19 protein-coding genes are annotated in these 19,113 nt (G+C 32.4%); 5 read left to right on the top strand and 14 right to left on the bottom strand.

Annotated elements, in window-relative coordinates:
• Positions 1-91 precede the first annotated feature (91 nt).
• On the bottom strand, positions 92-466 hold the full coding sequence (locus IHE43_RS14055; RefSeq protein ID WP_192184466.1) for a helix-turn-helix domain-containing protein: 375 nt from the start codon (positions 464-466) through the stop codon (positions 92-94).
• Between the two features lie 79 nt (positions 467-545).
• On the opposite strand from IHE43_RS14055, the gene IHE43_RS14060 reads away from it, so the two are divergent.
• Positions 546-1,424 carry an SDR family oxidoreductase gene (locus tag IHE43_RS14060; RefSeq protein ID WP_192184467.1) on the top strand — a complete coding sequence of 293 codons (879 nt, stop codon included), beginning with the start codon at positions 546-548 and terminating at the stop codon, positions 1,422-1,424.
• A 341-nt stretch (positions 1,425-1,765) separates the two neighbouring features.
• Here the strand turns inward: IHE43_RS14060 and IHE43_RS14065 are convergent, their stop codons facing one another.
• The 6 genes from IHE43_RS14065 to IHE43_RS14090 form a co-directional block, all read right to left on the bottom strand.
• Positions 1,766-5,131 carry a CheR family methyltransferase gene (locus IHE43_RS14065; protein WP_192184468.1) on the bottom strand — a complete coding sequence of 1,122 codons (3,366 nt, stop codon included), beginning with the start codon at positions 5,129-5,131 and terminating at the stop codon, positions 1,766-1,768.
• Positions 5,132-5,211: 80 nt separating this feature from the next.
• Complete coding sequence (locus tag IHE43_RS14070) at positions 5,212-5,664, bottom strand: response regulator (protein ID WP_192184469.1); 453 nt, start codon at positions 5,662-5,664, stop codon at positions 5,212-5,214.
• A gap of 225 nt (positions 5,665-5,889) precedes the next feature.
• The gene (locus IHE43_RS14075) at positions 5,890-7,176 is read right to left on the bottom strand and encodes a hypothetical protein (protein WP_192184470.1); all 1,287 of its coding nucleotides are present in this window, start codon (positions 7,174-7,176) and stop codon (positions 5,890-5,892) included.
• Between the two features lie 266 nt (positions 7,177-7,442).
• Entirely contained in the window at positions 7,443-9,179 is a 1,737-nt protein-coding gene (locus tag IHE43_RS14080) for an amidohydrolase family protein (protein WP_192184471.1), read from the bottom strand.
• 145 nt (positions 9,180-9,324) lie between these two features.
• On the bottom strand, positions 9,325-9,501 hold the full coding sequence (locus tag IHE43_RS14085; RefSeq protein WP_192184472.1) for a helix-turn-helix transcriptional regulator: 177 nt from the start codon (positions 9,499-9,501) through the stop codon (positions 9,325-9,327).
• Complete coding sequence (locus IHE43_RS14090) at positions 9,498-10,151, bottom strand: AraC family transcriptional regulator (RefSeq protein ID WP_192184473.1); 654 nt, start codon at positions 10,149-10,151, stop codon at positions 9,498-9,500. The genes IHE43_RS14085 and IHE43_RS14090 overlap by 4 nt, the downstream gene beginning before the upstream one ends.
• Positions 10,152-10,477: 326 nt before the next feature.
• Here IHE43_RS14090 and IHE43_RS14095 point away from each other — a divergent pair, with 326 nt between their 5' ends.
• On the top strand, positions 10,478-11,461 hold the full coding sequence (locus IHE43_RS14095) for a type I glyceraldehyde-3-phosphate dehydrogenase (RefSeq protein ID WP_192184474.1): 984 nt from the start codon (positions 10,478-10,480) through the stop codon (positions 11,459-11,461).
• Between the two features lie 47 nt (positions 11,462-11,508).
• Positions 11,509-12,123 (top strand): pyridoxamine 5'-phosphate oxidase family protein, encoded by a 615-nt coding sequence (locus tag IHE43_RS14100; RefSeq protein WP_192184475.1) that lies wholly within the window; start codon positions 11,509-11,511, stop codon positions 12,121-12,123.
• A gap of 160 nt (positions 12,124-12,283) precedes the next feature.
• Here the strand turns inward: IHE43_RS14100 and IHE43_RS14105 are convergent, their stop codons facing one another.
• The 4 genes from IHE43_RS14105 to IHE43_RS14120 form a co-directional block, all read right to left on the bottom strand.
• Positions 12,284-13,021, bottom strand: coding sequence for an SDR family NAD(P)-dependent oxidoreductase (locus IHE43_RS14105; protein WP_192184476.1), 738 nt, complete (start codon positions 13,019-13,021; stop codon positions 12,284-12,286).
• Between the two features lie 78 nt (positions 13,022-13,099).
• Complete coding sequence (locus tag IHE43_RS14110; RefSeq protein ID WP_192184477.1) at positions 13,100-13,669, bottom strand: Crp/Fnr family transcriptional regulator; 570 nt, start codon at positions 13,667-13,669, stop codon at positions 13,100-13,102.
• 59 nt (positions 13,670-13,728) lie between these two features.
• Positions 13,729-14,190: an SRPBCC family protein gene (locus tag IHE43_RS14115; RefSeq protein ID WP_192184478.1), complete on the bottom strand. Its 462-nt coding sequence runs from the start codon at positions 14,188-14,190 to the stop codon at positions 13,729-13,731.
• Between the two features lie 18 nt (positions 14,191-14,208).
• Positions 14,209-14,658, bottom strand: a complete 450-nt coding sequence (locus IHE43_RS14120; RefSeq protein WP_192184479.1) for a GNAT family N-acetyltransferase — start codon at positions 14,656-14,658, stop codon at positions 14,209-14,211.
• A gap of 142 nt (positions 14,659-14,800) precedes the next feature.
• Here IHE43_RS14120 and IHE43_RS14125 point away from each other — a divergent pair, with 142 nt between their 5' ends.
• Both IHE43_RS14125 and IHE43_RS14130 read left to right on the top strand, forming a co-directional pair.
• Positions 14,801-15,241: a PepSY-like domain-containing protein gene (locus tag IHE43_RS14125; protein WP_192184480.1), complete on the top strand. Its 441-nt coding sequence runs from the start codon at positions 14,801-14,803 to the stop codon at positions 15,239-15,241.
• A 282-nt stretch (positions 15,242-15,523) separates the two neighbouring features.
• Positions 15,524-16,984 (top strand): glycosyltransferase family 2 protein, encoded by a 1,461-nt coding sequence (locus IHE43_RS14130; RefSeq protein ID WP_192184481.1) that lies wholly within the window; start codon positions 15,524-15,526, stop codon positions 16,982-16,984.
• 76 nt (positions 16,985-17,060) lie between these two features.
• Here the strand turns inward: IHE43_RS14130 and IHE43_RS14135 are convergent, their stop codons facing one another.
• The 3 genes from IHE43_RS14135 to IHE43_RS14145 form a co-directional block, all read right to left on the bottom strand.
• Positions 17,061-17,489, bottom strand: coding sequence for a GNAT family N-acetyltransferase (locus IHE43_RS14135; protein ID WP_192184482.1), 429 nt, complete (start codon positions 17,487-17,489; stop codon positions 17,061-17,063).
• A 185-nt stretch (positions 17,490-17,674) separates the two neighbouring features.
• Positions 17,675-18,043, bottom strand: a complete 369-nt coding sequence (locus IHE43_RS14140; protein WP_192184483.1) for a hypothetical protein — start codon at positions 18,041-18,043, stop codon at positions 17,675-17,677.
• 137 nt (positions 18,044-18,180) lie between these two features.
• Positions 18,181-19,113: a transglutaminase gene (locus IHE43_RS14145; protein WP_192184484.1), complete on the bottom strand. Its 933-nt coding sequence runs from the start codon at positions 19,111-19,113 to the stop codon at positions 18,181-18,183.

A 19,113-nucleotide genomic window follows, 5' to 3' on the forward strand; every position in this document is an offset into this window, starting at 1 on the left:
AAATATTGTTTAATTTTTGGTGCCGTACTAAATTTTAAAAGAATAGTTCACTTCTAAGCAATCGGTATTCCATTTTGTATAAGAAAGATTATTAATTCTTTTTTTTAAAATCTGACGTCTCCATTTCCTCCAGAGCCCATTCTACCATAGCATGGATTACAGGTATCAGCCTTACGGCTGATTCTGAGCAAGAGTAAGTAACAAATGGCGGCACTACAGGTTTGGATTCCCTGATAACCAATCCATCTTTTTCCAGCTGTTTCAAATGCTGGATTAGTACCTTTTCTGTAATTGCCGGTATAGCCCGTCTTAATTCACTATACCGCTTGCTTCCCGTTGATAATTGGTAAATTATAATGGGCTTCCAGTAACCACTTATCTTTTCCATAACATAAGTTACCGGGCATAACTGTAATGCGATTCTCTTATTTTCCTGAATTGTAGAGCTTTCTTTAATTGCTGTCATAATTACATACTTTAGGGTAAGTACTTGTATAAAAGTAAGTACAAATATACCTTTGTATTTCAATTTAAAAAAATAAATAATGAGAATTACGATTTTAGGCTCACTTGGAAATATTGGAAAACCATTAACTGAATTACTTGTAAATGGCAACCATGAGGTTACTGTTATTAGCAGCAGCGAGGATAGAAAAACTGAAATAGAAAACCTGGGTGCAAAAGCCGCAATTGGCACCATTAATGACATTGATTTTTTAACAGGCGTATTTAAGCAAAGTGATGCTGTTTTCACTATGACACCACCTAACATGGGAGGAAGTGACATCATTAAAAATACAACTAATGCAGGCGGAATTATTGCAAAGGCTATTTCCAATTCCGGTATCAAGCGTGTAGTTATGCTAAGCAGTATTGGAGCTGATTCACCGGTTGATAATGGTCCTATAAAAAGCTTGTATAATATAGAACAGTTATTTAATGAACTTCAAGATGTTTCGGTTACAATTTTACGTGCGGGTTATTTTTATACTAATCTATATGGAAACATACCGATGATTAAAGAAATGGGAATAATAGGAGGGAACTACCCAGGCTCGGCTGCTATTGCTTTAGTTCATCCTAAAGATATCGCTGTGGCTGTGGCCAATGATATAATAAAAGTAGGTACTCAAAACAGTATACAATATATTGTCAGCGACTATCGTACTGCGGACGATATTGCGGAAGTTCTTGGAAAAGCAATAGAAAAGAGTGACTTAAAATGGGTAGAATTTACAGATGAGCAGTCTCTGCAAGGAATGCAGCAGGCAGGATTGCCAGAGGAAATTGCAGGCATATTTACAGAAATGGGACTGGGAATTAGAACTGGAGTTTTACAGAAGGATTTTTTAGATAAGAAATCACCTATTGCAGGAAATACTAAACTTGAGGATTTTGCAAAGGAATTTGCACTAAGTTATTAAGCCTATTCATTTTGTTTTTGAAATATTTTAGAGGATGAACAATTACGGTATTTGAACCATTAGGAAATTTACCTTAAGTTATCAAAAATGTTAAAACTGGAATCAAGTGTACGATTGTGAACCCTGATTGCCTGCCAATATTAAATGGCGCTAACTGAAGACAGATGGCGTCATTTTTTTGGAAAGTAAAGAACGTATAAAATTTAAAATTCTTTTATGTGAACTTCATAGGATAAAATTCAAGCCTTTTAATAAAAGATTTAAGGCTGTTGAATGACTGTTATGGTGAATTCTAAAAATTTAAAATCAGCCTCTTCCCAGTAAAATTAGGCTCGCATTTTTTATATTGGTAATATTACATGAAATTCTGCACCAACATTTTCTTTTGCCTTAGAAAAAATAATACCATTGTGATTTTCTACAATTTTTTTACCAATAGATAACCCAATTCCGTTACCAGTATACACTTCATTGCTGTGCAGTCTTTGAAACATAGTAAAGATCTTGTTTTCAAATTGTTTGTCGAAACCTATACCATTATCTTTAATAATTATTTCGCAGTAACCCAATTTTTGATCCAAAGTTGGAAACTTTTTAATTTGAGTTAAAGTAAGTTCGCGTGAACTTATTTCTATCTTGCAAATTGAATCGTCATTTTTGCAAAACTTAAGAGCATTACTAATTAAGTTGTAAAAAAGTTGATTCATTTGCAAGGGAACAGCATTAATAAAAGGCAATTTATGCTGTTTAATTTCAATGCTTTTCTGCTCTATTAGCAACTCAAAATCAACAAGGATATTTTCAACAATCTTATTTAGATCAGTTTTTACAAATTGTTTCTCAGGATTATTAAGATACGAATAGGCTAATAAATCTTTAATCAGCGTATTCATCCTTACAGAGGATTTACTGATTTTTTCCAATATAATCAGGGCTTCATCAGAAATATTTTCCTCCATATCTAACAATCTGCTGATAAACATTAATATCTTACGTAAAGGTTCCTGTAAATCATGACTTGCTACGTATGCATATTCTTGTAGCCTGACATTGGCAACATGCAGTTTTTTGACAGAGCTTTCAAGTTCAGTATTAGCATTTAGCAAATCTGCTGTACGTTCCAAAACCTTGGCCTCAAAACCATCTGAAAGAACCTGCAGTTTTTTTTCAGCAATCCTTCTTTCTGTAATATCTTCAATAGCGAGCAGTATCAATTGTTTTTTACTGGTTTCATTTGTTACCTGCCTAACGTTTAACAGCATAATACTTTCACCGTAAGGCAAAAGATTTAAATTTACCTGATAATCATCAATCTGTGATTTTTCTTTAAGTACCTTTTCAAGCATTTCACGCATCGGATTATTATCAAAAAGGTGATTTTGAATTTCATAAATAAGTTTACCGGCTGCCTCTTCTTTTGCAATACTGTATTTTTTTGCGAATGCACGGTTAATATTTTTAATTCTTAAATCAGAATCCAGCACCACTATAGGTTCTCTTAGTGTGGCTACAATAGCTTCAGTGTAATTTTTAGAAATATTAATCTCCTGCTGTTTATTTAAAAGTTCCTGATTAATCTGCAAAAGTTCTTCATTACTCGACTGCAGTTCTTCCTTAGATGTTTCTAATTCTTCATTAAGGCTTTGCAGCTCTTCACTCCCGCTTAATAATTCTTCATTGGCACTCTGCAGTTCCTCGTTAGACGCCTCCTGATCCTCATTGATAGCATTAACATCATCATGTATTTTTGCCAATTCTTTTTCAAGCTGTGCAATCCTTTTTAAATTTACATTTTCAAACATCTCATCCACGCTGAACTTCGTCGAGTCAGTTTCCAGTTTACTAACAACGCTTTTGTAAAACAACACTAAAAAGTAAGGTTCGGAAGTATCCTTGAGTGGCAGTAATTCAATTGTAATTACACTAATAACTCCCTTGCTTTTAATCTGTATGTCTTCTTTTTTTATAGGCAACCCAGTTTCTTTGACTTTATGCCAGGCATTGCGAAGCTCAAAAGCAAGTCCTTCCCGAGCCATTTTTAGTAGATTGAAGGTTGGTTTTCCTGTCGAAAGCTCAACAAATTCGGTAATAGATCCGTTTATATGAACTATATCCATTTGCTCATTCACAATTACGCTGGCCGGAGTATAGTTGGCGAGTAAAAGTGATTCAGCACTTTTACTAAAATCTTCTTTTATAATTTCTTTTCTTTTTATAACAGATTTGAACGTTTTTAATTTCTCATTAGCTCCTAATCCCGAATGAACAAATCTTCCTGATACGTTCTTGCGAATATAAATTTTTCCAGATTTATCGAATGACTGAAAAAGTTCAGCAGCAGGAACTGCGGTTTCTGATTTTCCTAAAAGTAAAAAACCATTTTCTTTCAATGCGTAATGAAAAGTGGTCAGTGATTTTTTCTGCAACAAAGAATCCATATATATAAATACATTTCTGCAGGTTACTAAATCCATTTTGGCAAAAGGAGGATCGTTTAAAAAATTATGAACTGCGAAAACACACAAATCCCTAATTTGTCGTTTTATAGTATAGCCATTAGTATTAGTTGTAAAATATTTGGAAAGAATATCTTCAGAAACATTACGCATTTGGGATTTTCTATAAAATCCAATTCTGGCTTTTTTAATAGCCGCTTCTGAAATATCCGAAGCAAAAATCTGAATTTCCTTTCCTTGTAGATTATCTCCTAAAAATTCATGAAGAGCGATAGCTATTGTATAAGCTTCTTCACCGGTAGAACAGCCTGCAATCCAGATGCGTATAGTGTTGCTTTCCGTGATTCTGCCTGATAATAATGGAAAAACTTTTTCTCTCATTATCTCAAAAATTTTGGCATCTCTAAAAAACTCAGTGACAGGTATAAGCAGATCGTTAAACAAATCTTCTGATGCTAATTTATCTCCTCGCAACAATGTAAGATAATCTTTAAGACTTACAATATTGCTCAATGCCATTCTTCTTGCAATACGACGTCGCACGGTAGTTTGTTTATAATAGGTAAAATCAACTCCGCTGTGATGGCGTAAAATTTTAATAATTTCCTCAAAAATCGCTTCATCGTCAGGATCATTTTCTTCACTAACAATATCTTTTGATTTAGAAAGACTGATCAATTTTTCTATCATTTTTGCCGGTGGCATTACATAATCAACAACTCCTTCATTAATTGCGTTTTGTGGCATTTCATTATGAGTAGCATCAAGATCCTGCGCAAAAGTAATACCTCCGTGTTTTTTGATGGCCTTTAATCCGATTGTTCCGTCAGAACCATTTCCTGAAAGCAAAACACCGTAGGCTAAGTCAAGATGGACTTCGGCCAATGAAGTAAAAAAAATATCTATTGCCTGATTTTTGGTGTCTTTTACACGGGGACTTAATTTTAGTACTCCATCAAAAGAGGTTAGCATTTTATTTTCCGGAATAACATAAATATTATTTGGCGCTAAATGAATATCGTCTGTAATTTCATTAATGGGAATTTTAGCAACTCTCGCAAGCAGCTTGGTAAGTATACTGTCATGATGCGGATGCAAATGCTGTACAACTACATAAGCCATTTCAGAATCGACAGGAATAGCATCAATAAACTGGCTAAAGGCTTCTAATCCACCAGCTGAGGCTCCAATACCAACAATGGGAAAATCCTGGCGTGTAGCCTTTGGTAAAGTTTTGTCGGAGATATGCATGATTTTAATTTTAAATTTCAAAGTGAGTATTATCAATGTAAATCAATGCAAAAGAGGGCTTTGTTACTGCATTGCTTAAACTAAACCCTAATGATAAAAGATTCAAATTCCAAGTGCTTTAACTTTTCTTCCCAATCCATTTCAATAACTTTTTTTAATAATTTCTTTAAATCATTAAAATCAGTTGGTTTTACAATATAAGCATTAGCTCCTAATCCAAAAGTATTCTTGATACCATCTTCTGTTGCCGATGTTGAATAAATTGCTATTATGGGGATGTCTTTAAATTTAGTATCATCTCGAATTTGTTTTAAGCTTTCAAAGCCTGACATGACAGGCATGTTAAGATCTAAAAATATAATATCGGGAATACCAAGTTCTTTATCATTAAGACGATTTAAAAGTTGCAAACCATTTTCACAATATTCAATCGGAAAATTAAGATGAATATCTGCTACTGCATCAGCAAAGAAATCCCTGTCATCGGCATCATCATCAGTTAGCAAAATCCTTATATTCTCTTTTTTATGCATTATATATTTATGATTTACTTCAAATGTACGCTTTAATAAATGGCAGGAGTTCAATTACAATACTTTTCTTCCCATTTTAATAAAAACTAAAGCCAAAATGGGGAAGTTTACCGCAATTTGTGTTCGACAAAACCCTCCTATTGAATTTATTTTTTATATTCTATTGGAAATAAGAATAAAGTTTAATAGCCAAATTTATAAATACATATATTTTAAAAGTATTAATCAGTTCGAATTACCTGATCCAATTTTATATCGTTTCATATTCACTGCATTAAAAGAATAGGATACCATAAGATAACTCCACAGTGCTAACTTATTTTCATCTTGTATTTTTGGTAAGTATTTCATTGCGTCTGTTGATTTATAAAAAGAAAATGCATAGTTAATCTCCAGCTCTTTTACAGGTATATATTTTAATGACAGATCATTTTCAAATCCAAGAAATTTTGAGGTTTCATTACCTAAATTATTCACCAAAGGGTATTGTGTATAAAATAGATGGAAATCTGAACGGAGTGAAAGTTTAGGACTTAATGATATTGTAGTAAAAAGATAAGGATTCACTAAGCCTTTTCCATTAACATCATTTGGGAAACGAGTAAATACATTCATATTTCCGTTAAACTTCCATGTTACACCATATAAAACATCAAAATCCCCAGAATTATTTATCGATAAATGAGGACTGCTACCACTGATTATTTCAGCACCCAAACGCCATATAATTTTTTGTAAAGACAATTTAATTTCGGGCTGAAAATAGTAGGCAAATAATTTCTGTCCTTTAGGATTGTGACCAAATTGTAAATAACTATTCAGGGTATAGTACCACTGTTTCTTTTTAAGCTCTATTCGCCCACCTGATGTGGCGCGCGTGTACATTTGTCCTGAATTTGCATCTTCTAAAAAATCAATGACATTTAAAGAATTAAAAGAAAACCCGTTATTAAAATTGTAGTTAAAGTTGTTAACTAATAAATATTTGTATTTATTGGACGCCACGGGAGAATAGGTAGGTTCGAATTCATTGCCATAGTTTCTGGTGAATAAAAAAAAGAAGTCATTAGAAAAATGTTTCGAAGATTTCATTATTCGTATCCCTTCGTGAGCTCTGCCTTGCTGTGCCCACGGAGCATCCGAAAACAATCTGCCATTATCTAACAAAATACTCTGTCTTCCTAAACGAACATTTATTGACTTAAATTTCGTTTCAAGAAATAGCTGATAAAAGTTAATACTTCCAACTTTAGAAGCCTTATTGTTTTCATCCCAAAGATGAATTTCCTGCAAATCAGATTTGACCAGCCATTTTTCTCTTGCATATTGCATCGAAATCCTATTACGCTGTGTAATATAGAAGTAAGGATCGATTGAGTCATTAGGAGGAAGTATATAATTGGAAGTATACTCGGCCCTTGGTCTTATTTCAATATTCATAAAGAACTGCTGAGACAAGCTATCTTTTTGTTGCGCATTTACCTGAATGATAGATATGACGAGAAAAAACAAGAACAGATTTTTTTTAACCAGCATATTTACTATCATATTTCTTTTATCCTATAGATTTAATATACAAATATAGTAATAGTAAATTTTATCTTTATCTGCATAGTAGTTTGTTAAACTGTGGTTATGTTATATTTTGTTAAGAAATTGAGTGCTACTTCGTGTTTTGGTTTTTAAATCTTGTAAAAATTGGTTTTAAAATAGCTTTTAAACCAAAAAAAGCTCCGGATAATAATGGGAGCTTTTTGTCCTGTTGCATCTTATCTTCATTAATCAACAAAATAAACCTTTTTAATTTTATTTTTTTCAATATGATAGATTGCAACAGCTTCAACTATTTTTTTTCCAAACTGAACACGTTCTTTGTCTATCACGATATTGCCCTGAACAATTCGGCCAATTAATTCACAATGCAAATTTGGAAACTTATCAAACATTGCAGCGTAGTTTTTACGCATTTGTGCTTTGCCTTTTTCAATTAATTTGTCAGGGTAAGTATAAATCTCAACATCCTCGGCATAGGGTTCTAAAAAAGCATCTATATTTCTGAAATTGTAAGCATTTAATTGTCTTTGAACTAATGCAATTGGAGTTTCTTCTATAATTGATTCGGGATTAAAAACAACGCCTTTATTGATTACACGAGATATTTTTGAAAGGTTTTCAATATTATCAACCGGATTAGCATCCAGCAAAATCAGATTTGCTTTTTTACCAACGGAAATCGTTCCAAATTCGTTTTCTTTATTTAAAATTTTAGCGCCGTTAATGGTAGATGCCTCAATTATTTTCCAAGTACTCATTCCGCTTTTTTGCATCGCCATAAGTTCATTTAAATAAGATGAAGCATGCAAAGTACCAATGTTTCCGGCATCTGTTCCTGTCGCAATTAAAACCCCTGCATCTGAAAGTTTTTTAAGATTTTCTGAAGTTATGGCATTAACCTTATTAATTCTTGCAATCTCTTTTTCTGAATCCATTCGCCTTTTGTATTTATTGACAAGCAACGTATCAGATAAATGTTTCAGGTCTAAAAGCGATCCTAATTGAAAAGGATTTGCAGTTTGTAATTCATGATTGCTCATTTGTAGTTTCTGTCCGAAAGTATTCTCATAGCCATTATATACGACCAAAGTAGGACAGAGGATCGTTTTGTTCTTTTTCAGTAATTGAACAAAATCATCTTTTATAATTTCATCCTCCACACTGTGTACCAGAAAATCACAACCATTTTCTACCGCTAACTGTGCCGTAATTCTTTCTGTAGCATGAACCGCTACTTTTAAATTGTTTTTGTGTGCTTCTTCAATAATTGCTTTAATGATCGGCAAATTTTTTCGGGCACTTGCTTCGGTTTCTAAACCATCTGCTCCGGCGATGTACCAAATTTTGATAAAATCAGGATGATGTGGCAATTGTTCCTGAACCATTTTTATTCCATCATCAATATTTTTAACTAAACTAAATGGTTCTTCATCTTTTAGATTTTCATAAGCTTTAGGTTCGTAAGTTGTCAATAACGGACCTGTCATATAAATGGATGGTGCGAAATCTTTATTTTTGAATGATTCTCTTTGTTTTAAATAACTGTATGATGCACCAACATCGATCACATTAGTAATACCATTTTGAAGATATCTTCTTAATTTGTCTTCCATTGTCTCATGCGCCAGTTTCATTTCTTTTTCATAAGGAAATTCACTTCTTAAATTAATGACATCAGGGCGTGTGTACAATCCGCCATTCTGAAAAAAATGTACGTGGGCATCGGTCAGTCCGGGAAACAGAAATTTACCTTTTCCATCAATTACTGTTGCATTCGCAGGTATTTTTATTTTACCGGATTGAATTTTAGAAATTAAATCATTGGTAATAACAACGGTTTGGTTAGAAACTAATTTTTGTTTTTCAACATCGGCTATCGTAACATTAGTAATATAAGTCTGGGCGAAAAGCGGAGAAAATAAAACTGGAAATACGATTGTAAAAAGAAGTTTTTTTATCATAGTGAACCTTTATTAATTATTTTTTGATGTTATTCATTTAATTCAAATACAAGCAAAATAAGCTGATATTGTGTAATTAGACTTAGCTAATATAAGAAATATCTTTATTCTGAATAATTAATCAAATCGGCAATATGATCTGTAATCAATTTACTTTTTCTCTGAATTGAGCAGGAGAAATCCCTTCCTTATTTTTAAAAAACCTGCTGAAGCTTTGTAAATCCTGATAACCAAGATCGTAAGCAATTTCTTTTATGGACAGTTGTGTATAAGCAATTTGTTTTCTTGCATGAATCATAATACGGTCATGAATTATACTCAACGGAGGTCTTCAGAAAAAACAGCAAAAAGATTAGATAAGGTTTTTGGAGATTTATTAAGTTTTGAAGCATAAAAGGCCACATCATGATGTTTGGCAAAATGCCCTTCAACAAGGTAATTAAATTCTCTTATAATATCGGCCTGACTATTTTCAAGTTTGACATAATTGGCGGTCGCCATCAGGCTTCTAGCACACAAAATCAGCACACGTTTTAACATCGACTGTAACATGTCGATTTGTAAATTGTCTTTAGCATCCATTTCTTCTAACAAAATATCCCATGTAGTTTCCAGGCTTTGAAGGTGGGTTTCTGAAATCGAAACTACCGGAATTCCCATGGCGCCATAAAACAAAAGTCCTTTGCTTCCCACTTCATTATCATTATTTATGATGCAAAAAAAGTTCTGATTGAATCTTAGCATTTTGGTACTTTCAACTTCTAAATAATCAATTTGATGAAATTCAGTCAAAAAAATAATTTCATTTTGAGATAATTTGTATTTGACTTTATCAATCGAAATATTCATTTGAGAGCCTGTATTCCAAAGTAATGTCAATTCGGTGTCTTTAGCTCCAAATACCAGATCTTTATTCTCAGCATTAATCTCTGTCAACAATAAAAATTCGTGTGAAGTTCCTTTATAAACCATAATTAGATGTAGCAGTTATGAAGTGTAAATGTAATTATTATAGGTTTTAAAATGTTATTCAAACAATGTTACTTAATAACTATAAAAAAAAATTAAAATCCTGCAATCTGATTTTGATTAGATTGTAGGATATAACAAATAATACAGTTACTTACTTGATTATTAAAGTTGTATATTTATAAAACTTCTCGTTAGTGTTGAAAAATAGGCAAAGTTTTTTACATCTTAAGGAAAAATAGCCAACTCTTCGGGAAAATTTGTCTAACCCCGACGACAGGAATAAGTGGAACTTTGTAGTGTCTTTATATATTTAAAATTTTAATAAAATGAAAAAAATAGCAATTAATGGTTTTGGAAGAATTGGAAGATCATCACTAAAAATAATTTTGGATACTCCGGATTTAGAGGTGGTAGGAATTAATGATTTAATGACAATTGAAAATGCAGTTTACTTATTAAAGTACGACAGTATTTATGGCAAGTACGACAAAAAAGTAACTTTTGAAGGTGATTTTATATTGATTGATGATCGCAAAATAAGATTTACATCTATAAAAGATCCTGCTGAATTGCCCTGGAAAGATTTGCAAGTCGATGTAGTAATAGAAAGTACTGGCTTTTTTACCAATAAAGCAGATGCAGAGAAACACTTAACCGCAGGATCTAAATTTGTTGTAATATCCGGACCAACTAAAGATACTCCAACCGTTGTTCACGGAGTGAATACCGAAGATGGCAAAGTTGCCGTTTTTTCATGTGCAAGCTGTACTACGAATAATATAAGTCCGATCATAGAAATTTTAGGAAGAAGAATTGGTATTAAAAAAGCCATTCTAAATACAACTCACGCATACACAGCATCACAAACATTGGTTGATGCTCCGTCTAAAAGAGAACCAAGAATGGGAAGAACAGCAGGAATGAATTTAGCTCCAGCTGCTACAGGTGCCGCAATTGCAACCACAAAAGCTTTACCTCAATATTTAGGAAAGTTTGACGGTGTTGCAGTGAGAGTTCCGGTTGCCGTTGGTTCAATATCTGATATTACTTTTGTAACCGAAAAACCTACCACAGTTGAAGAAATTAATTCGGTCTTAATCGAAGAAGCAAAAACAGATCGCTATCATAAAGTAGTTGCTGTGACTGATGAACCACTGGTTTCTACGGATATTATAAAAAGTCCTTTTGCTGCCACTGTCGATTTAGAAATGACAAGAGTTGTAGATGGTGATTTGGTAAAAGTAATGGCATGGTATGACAATGAATGGGGTTTTACCAACCAAATGATCAGACAGATTCAGGAATTATAAAGTTTAAAATTTTCCAGAAGCAAAGTAGAAAATCTAAAGCATCAGTTATGAATTACGCACAATTAGCATTTACAGATAATATTAAAAAGATTCAGGAAGAAGCCGGAAGCAGAAATTCTTATGACCGAATGGAAAAAATGTCGGTTGTGGATGGATTAACGGACAATGAAATTAACTTTATTGATGACAGGGATAGTTTCTATATGGCCAGTTTTGGAGAAAATGAATATCCGTACATTCAGCATCGTGGCGGACCCGCCGGATTTATTAAAGTCATTGACAACAAAACAATTGGAATTGTTGATTTTTCAGGAAACAGACAATACATTTCTACAGGGAATATTTCTAAGAATGAAAAAGTAGCACTTATAATGGTTTCATATCCGCAAAGAGCACGATTAAAAATCTATGCAAAAGCAAAAATTGTAGAACTGAAAGACAATGAAGCATTATATAATTCTTTAAAACCCGAAGATTATAAATTCCGACCGGAAAGAATGATGGTTTTTGAAATTCAGGCATACGATTGGAATTGCCCACAGCATATTACGCCACGTTATTCAACCGAAGAAATTGAAGAAGCCTTATTGCCTCAAAAAAAATACATCAGTGATCTCGAAAATAAAGTAAAAGAACTTGAATTGAAATTATTAGAAAAATAGGCAAACAGGAATATTGATATTTTGGCTTTCGGTGCGCATCCTGATGATGTAGAGTGGAACGTTATCCGGGAACTCTTAATTTACTGGATTTATTATAATAGAACAAACTCCATTAGCCACGGCGAATGGAGTTTTATTCAAATAAACTAAAATTAGTTTTTTACCACGGGCTAACTCCGCTTTCATCTTCAATATCATTACTATAAAACATTCCTGTTGGCGCATCATCAGCTGTCACGGTATGTTTAATGATAAAAGTTGCAGCACTTTCAACTGTTCCGGGACCACTGTGGTGATTAAAATCTGTTGCGGTATAGCCAGGGTCAATTGCGTTTACTTTGAATGACAAATCCTTAAGTTCATATGCTAATGTAATAGTGTAGGCATTTAGGGCAGCTTTTGAAGTCACATAACTAGTGGCTTTAAAATTATAATATTTCCAGCTTGGATCGCTGTGTAAGGTTAAAGACCCTAAACCCGAAGTAATATTGCTGATTCTTGGACTCTCTGACTTTTTAAGCAATTCTAAAAATGTCTGCGTAACACTAATTACACCAAAAAAGTTGGTATCAAATACATGCTGAATATCTGTAATGGATGTATTTGAAGCATTTTGAGGAAACTCTCCGCTGATACCGGCATTGTTAATTAGAATATCTAATTTACCTTGTTCTTTTTCTACAATATTCTTTGCTGCTAAAATCGATTCTGGTTTCGTGACATCAATTTCAATGGCTTTGATATTTTCAAATCCATCCTTTTTCAATTCCTGCGCAACTGCATTTCCTTTTTCAAGATCACGGGCTCCTAAATAAACGAATAATCCTTTTTTTGAAAGTTGTTTTGAAATTTCTAATCCAATACTTCTATTAGCTCCTGTAATTAATACTATCTTCATTTTTTTATTGTTTTAAATTATTGAAGCAAAGTTCCTTCATTAAAAAATGAAATCATTTGCCAAATGACAAAAAGCATTTTAACGAATACTTTTTCTAATTCTGCTCAATGAAGATTGTGTAATACCTAAATATGAAGCGATATAGGAAAGCGGAATACGATTGACAACATTGGGATAAATTTTTAGAAACATCAAATAACGTGTCGTAGCATCTTCTGAAACCAACGGACTTCTTCTTTCTATTTTTAGTATTAATGCCCTTGAAGTAATTTTATTTACAATGGCTTCCCACGGAATGATAATATCTAAAAGTTCTTTCCAGTCCTTTTTAGAAAAAACCAGTATTCTGCAATCTGTAATTGCCTGAACATAAGCATTTGAACAAATATCATTGTTAAAACTCTCCAAATCTACCACCAGATTGTTTTCATCAATAAAATATTTGGTAATTTCATCGCCTTTGTTGTTGTAGTAACAAACTCTAATAATTCCTTCTAAAGTAAAACCAACTTCCTGAGCAATTTTCCCTGCTTCAGAAAAATACTCATCTTTCAGCAGGATTTTCTCTGTTGCTTTTTTTGAAATTAAGTCAAGTTGATGTTGATTTAAGTTTCCAAATTGCAGTATATATTCTATAAATTCTTTCATACGCGCAATTTAAGGATAGTTAATGTAGTAGAATTTGTCATATGGCAAAAAAAATTAATTTATAGCGTCATTTTGTCCAACTCATCCTCAAGACGATCGAAATTCTCTTCATTTTTATCTACCACATACGGCCTAAGTTTTGCACACTCTTCGGCAGTATCGAAAACCATTCTGAAAACTATTTTTGTCTGGTCATCAGCTATTTTCGCAAAGGTAGCCACGATGTTGAATAAAGGCTTAGAAATGCGAATCCAGGCAATTTCGCTTGGTTTTTCAATTTTCACAAATTCACATTCATTTTGAAAATTTCCTTTATCCGGAGCGTGCATTACAAATTTCCATCTACCACCCGGTCTAAAATCAAATTCTTCGAATGTATTGGTAAAACCTTTTGGTCCCCACCAGTTTTTTAGATGGTTTGGATCTGTCCAGGCTTTAAAAACAAGTTCCTGAGAAAAGTTTATGACTCTCGAACTTACAATTTCGCAGTCAGCAGTTGTAGGAAAAGTTACTGTCGCCATTTTTTATTTCGTATTAAATTATTTAATAGTTAATTCCATTATTGGCATATATCTGTCTTTAATAGAAGTTTCAATTTCTCCCACTTTAACAAAACCCAATTTAGAATAAAAGGGCTCTGCATTAGGTTCAGAATTAAGAGTTATTGTATTTGCGTTTGTTTTGATGTTAAATAAAAAGTGTTCCATTAATAGCCGACCTAATCCTTTCCCAATATATTCCGGAAGAACAAATAAATTATCCAGTTTTATAGTCTTCTCATCTTGATTAAAGAAGGAATAGTAGCCCACAATCTGATCTTCAACAGATAATTTATAAACCGGATTTGCATCTATATAACTCGAAGTGATTGTTAGAAATTCAGACCAAATTTCAATTTGTTCTTCTGAGTATCCCCAAAATGCTTTTGATTTTCTGGTAATTTGGGTCAAAATCTGATGATCGGTATTAATCGCTTTTTCTATGGTCATTTCTTTTATAAAAACTTAAAAATTGAACACTAAAATTAGATAAAAAAGTTGTTGCTAAAAAATTAAAGCTTTCTTAAATTGGTTTGAATGCATTCTTAGTTATTGTAAATTAGCTATATACGATAATTTAAATATAAAAACCATGAAAAATAGAATCCTAATGGTCGTTTTATTACTAGGCTTTGTAATATCGGCGAAAGCACAAAAAAAAATTGAAACTACCGAATTACCTAAACCGGCACAGGAATTTCTTAAAAAATACTTTAGCAATACCACAATTGATATTGCCAAAAAAGATGCTGAACATGGTGAAAAAGGGTATGAGGTAAAACTAAAAGATGGAACCGAAGTTGAATTCTGGAAAGACGGTTCGTATCGCGAAGTCGATGGCGATGATAAACCAATTCCGACCGGATTTATTCCTGCGTCTGTCAAAGATTATGTCGCAAAAAATTATCCAAATGAAAAAATAACCCATATCGATTATGGCCACAAAGATCTTGATGTTGATTTAACAAATAACATTGACCTTGAATTTACTAAAGAAGGTAAAATTTTAAAAGATAAAAATAACGTCAAGTAATTTTTGAAAAAGAGAAGCCTCCAAAATCAATGAATTTGGAGGCTTTTTTTTTGAGTTTTTAGTATAAACTTTTCACAAGTGTATAATCTTTATACATCGCTATTTTAGCTTAAAACTTCTAATCAACTCATTGTCAGTTTAAAATGATAATGGCATAAGGCTTGTAAAATGGGATATAGTCATATTTCTTCGAATAAATATTTTTATCATTTTTTGACATTAATTAATATTCAAAAGGAATGCCAATTTAATAAAAGCCATTAAGAAACAGCAATTGCCATTATGAAAAGCGAAACAATTATTCAGGAACAATTTTACACTTCAAGCAATATTTGCAACAAAAATGAACTTCATATTAACAGTTCCATTTTCAATATTAAGAATCAATCTTCAAATAAAGATTTAAAGAAAAACGTAAATTCATTAAGTTTTATTGTGCTTATTGGCACTTTTGCCTTAATGCTTGCGGGGTCTTTTTTAGTCTATAAATTACAATCAGACTTTGATCAGTTTCACATCGACAGAATAAACTCCGCGTGGGGCCTGCCTTTTTTAATTTTAACTGCAGCTTTATTCTTCTTTCAAACAGGTTCGTTTCTATATAATTTATATCTGTATTTTAAATATAAACCGATTGAATCCGTTTCAGATGAATTATTACCAACGTGTACCGTAATTGTACCTGCATATAACGAAGGGAAATTGGTTTGGGAAACTTTATTAAGTCTTGCAGACAGCGATTTTCCGGAACAAAAGCTACAAATTCTTGCTATTGATGATGGAAGTAAGGACGATACCTGGTACTGGATGCAACAGGCAAAAATTAAATTAGGAGATCGTTTGTCCATCTACCAACAACCCGAAAATAAAGGGAAGCGTCATGCTTTACATCGCGGATTTGAACTTGGTACAGGAGAAATTTTTGTAACCGTTGACAGTGATTCAATTGTGAAAAAAGATACTTTACGAAACATTGTAAGTCCGTTTGTTGTTGATGAAAAATGTGGCGCTGTTGCTGGAAATGTTCACGTTTTGAACAATAAAAAAGCTTTGTTGCCTAAAATGCTAAATGTGAGTTTCGTAATGAGTTTTGAATTCATGCGTTCTGCTGAAAGCATGTTAGGTTCTGTTCTTTGTACTCCGGGTGCAGCAGCAGCGTATCGCCGTGATGCTGTATTTAATTGTCTGTCAGAATGGATTGATCAAACTTTTATGGGACAGCCGTCTGACATTGGTGAAGATCGAGCTATGACCAATATGATTTTGAAACAAGGATTACATGTTTTATTCCAAAGAAACGCAGTGGTTCTTACAAATGTTCCGGAAGAATATGTGGGTTTATATAAAATGTTTATCAGATGGGGCAGAAGCAATGTACGTGAGAATATTATGATGGCACAATATGTTTTTAAAGATTTTAGAAAGGAGTCTAAATTTGGTGCCCGACTTCTATTTTTAAATCAATCGCTAAAAATTGTTATGGCTTATCCTTTTTTACTATTTATGCTATTTTTTATCGCGATACATCCAATATTGTTTTTTAGTTCAACACTTTTAAGCATTTTAATAGTATCGAGTTTCTCTGTATTATTTTATGCAAAAAGATATAGTTTATCTGAAGCTTTCTGGGCATACTCATACAGTATTTTTTATACTTTCAGTTTATTCTGGATTACGCCATATGCTATTGCAACAGCCAATAAAAGAGGCTGGTTAACAAGAGGTTTATCTGAAGTAAAATAAAGTTTTTTTATATATCAAAACGCCGCAAAACAGATGATTTTGTGGCGTTTTAGTTTATAGATTTAATGTTTTGAAATTATGTTTTATGAAGCACAAAAGAAATATACTCACCATGATCTGAAATGCCTTTGTCTCCAGCAATAAAACCTCTTTTTTTATAAAATTCAATAGCTCTGGTATTCTTTTCCAAACATTTTAGTGTGATTGGAGTTTTCATTATCTGAATAGCTTCTTCCAGTAGTTTTGTTCCAATTTTATGCTGCTGAAATTCATCATCAATATAAAAATGATGAATAAAATTTCCCGGAAGCCATAACGAAATAAATCCGACAACTTTATCATTAAACAGAGCAACCAGAACAAATTCACCTTGTGTTTCATGATCAAAATCTGTAAGATTATAATTTTGAGTATCCAGCCAATAAAATGTCTTTTGGCGAACTTCCTGAAATATTCTTTGTAAATCGGTTATGTGATTTTTATTTTTTTCAACGATTTGAAGCATCTTTTTCATTTAAACTCATACAACTCAAATTTACAATAAAATAGGTTTTATTTGCTTTTTAAGTTTACAAAATGTATGACTCTTAAACACAAAAAAACTCCTAACGACCAAGGTAGTTAGGAGCTAATATGTTTTTTTGGTATGTTATTCTTTTATTTTAAATTGCTGTAGAATGAAATTTCTGCTTATATTTTCTTAAGTGTTAATTTCATTTCTCTGCTGTCCAATATTAACTGATCGTCTGTAATAGTACTTTCACAAGGGTATGGAGTTCCTGTTTCATCCTTAATTACCAGGCTTTTTCCTTTTTTTGTTAAGGCATAAGTTCCATCGGTTATTTCTCTTTGTAAATATCCTGTTACATGACCATCTTCAGTAAACGTCAGCATTCCATTTGTTAAAATTGCAGTTTTAGCAGAATCTGACAGTGGCATTTTAGGTTCTACGGCAGTAATCTTCCAGGAATTTACCAATTTGTTTCTCTTGTTATGACATGAAATCATAAATAATGTCAACAATGCAATTCCGAGGATAAATAATTTAGACTTTTTCATGGTTTTGAGATTAAAAATTAAACATGAAAAGTTACAAAAAAAATATATTCGTTTTATATTTTTCTAGGAAAATATCTAATAATTAGTCTCTTAGGATTAAAAATAATTCTTTTTGATTTCCTTTTACAGACTCAAATCTAGTTCAGTGTAAGAGCTCCAAGAATCTCTTCATATAAAAATGGCCCACCGGGATAAGTCGCCGTATAATCGAGATTCATCCAAACCTGACCGCGGTCATCAATATGATAATGAATTCTTTTTCCGTAACTTTCCTTTACAAAAAGTACATTTTTTATAAGATAATTGACTTTTTCAAGATCAATTAAGGAACCAATCAAAATTTCAGGGTAAATATGTCCTTTTGTATGAATAAGTCTTGGAGTACCACCAATAGAACGAATAGCCGCAGCCATTAAAATAGAATGATCATCACAATCTCCTGAAAAATATTCTAATGATTCACTGGCAGTTGCAATATAATCTCCTTCCTTAGGGTCATTTACATAATTCCAACGGCTATTGATCTCTTTAAAGACAGCAAAACACTGAATTATAGTTCTGTAATCTGAATATCCTTTAATCCCTTTAAAATGCTTTGTTGTAGCCATTATAGCAAAATTACGAACCTTCGGGTTTTGATATTCTATTGCATTGATAATTTTTGATTTGTTTGGGAACGGTAGAAGTTTTGCTGCGATAATATCTTGTGGAAAAGGATTATCAGACATGGTGTAAATCATCGAATTATAATCTTCAGAAATTTCATTGAAACCATAATTCCCGATAACACTTCCATAAAATAAAACTAATAAATACAAGGCAACACAAAGAATAATAATCGTTCGAAGCAACATCAAAAAAAAGAAAATAGCCGCAAAAACCAATATAAAAATAAAAACACGATCTAAATTGAAAGGCCATTTCAGATCGATTAAATTTTGATGCAGAATGATGAATACCGGAATTGTAATTAAAAGACTTAAGAGCATAATAATAATCCTATCCCAAGGTGATTTCACCTGTAATTTGGATTTTAATTGCGGAAAGTCGATTTTAGGGAATTTCATCAT

It is taken from the genome of Flavobacterium sp. MDT1-60 (assembly GCF_014844035.1).
Taxonomy (GTDB): domain Bacteria; phylum Bacteroidota; class Bacteroidia; order Flavobacteriales; family Flavobacteriaceae; genus Flavobacterium.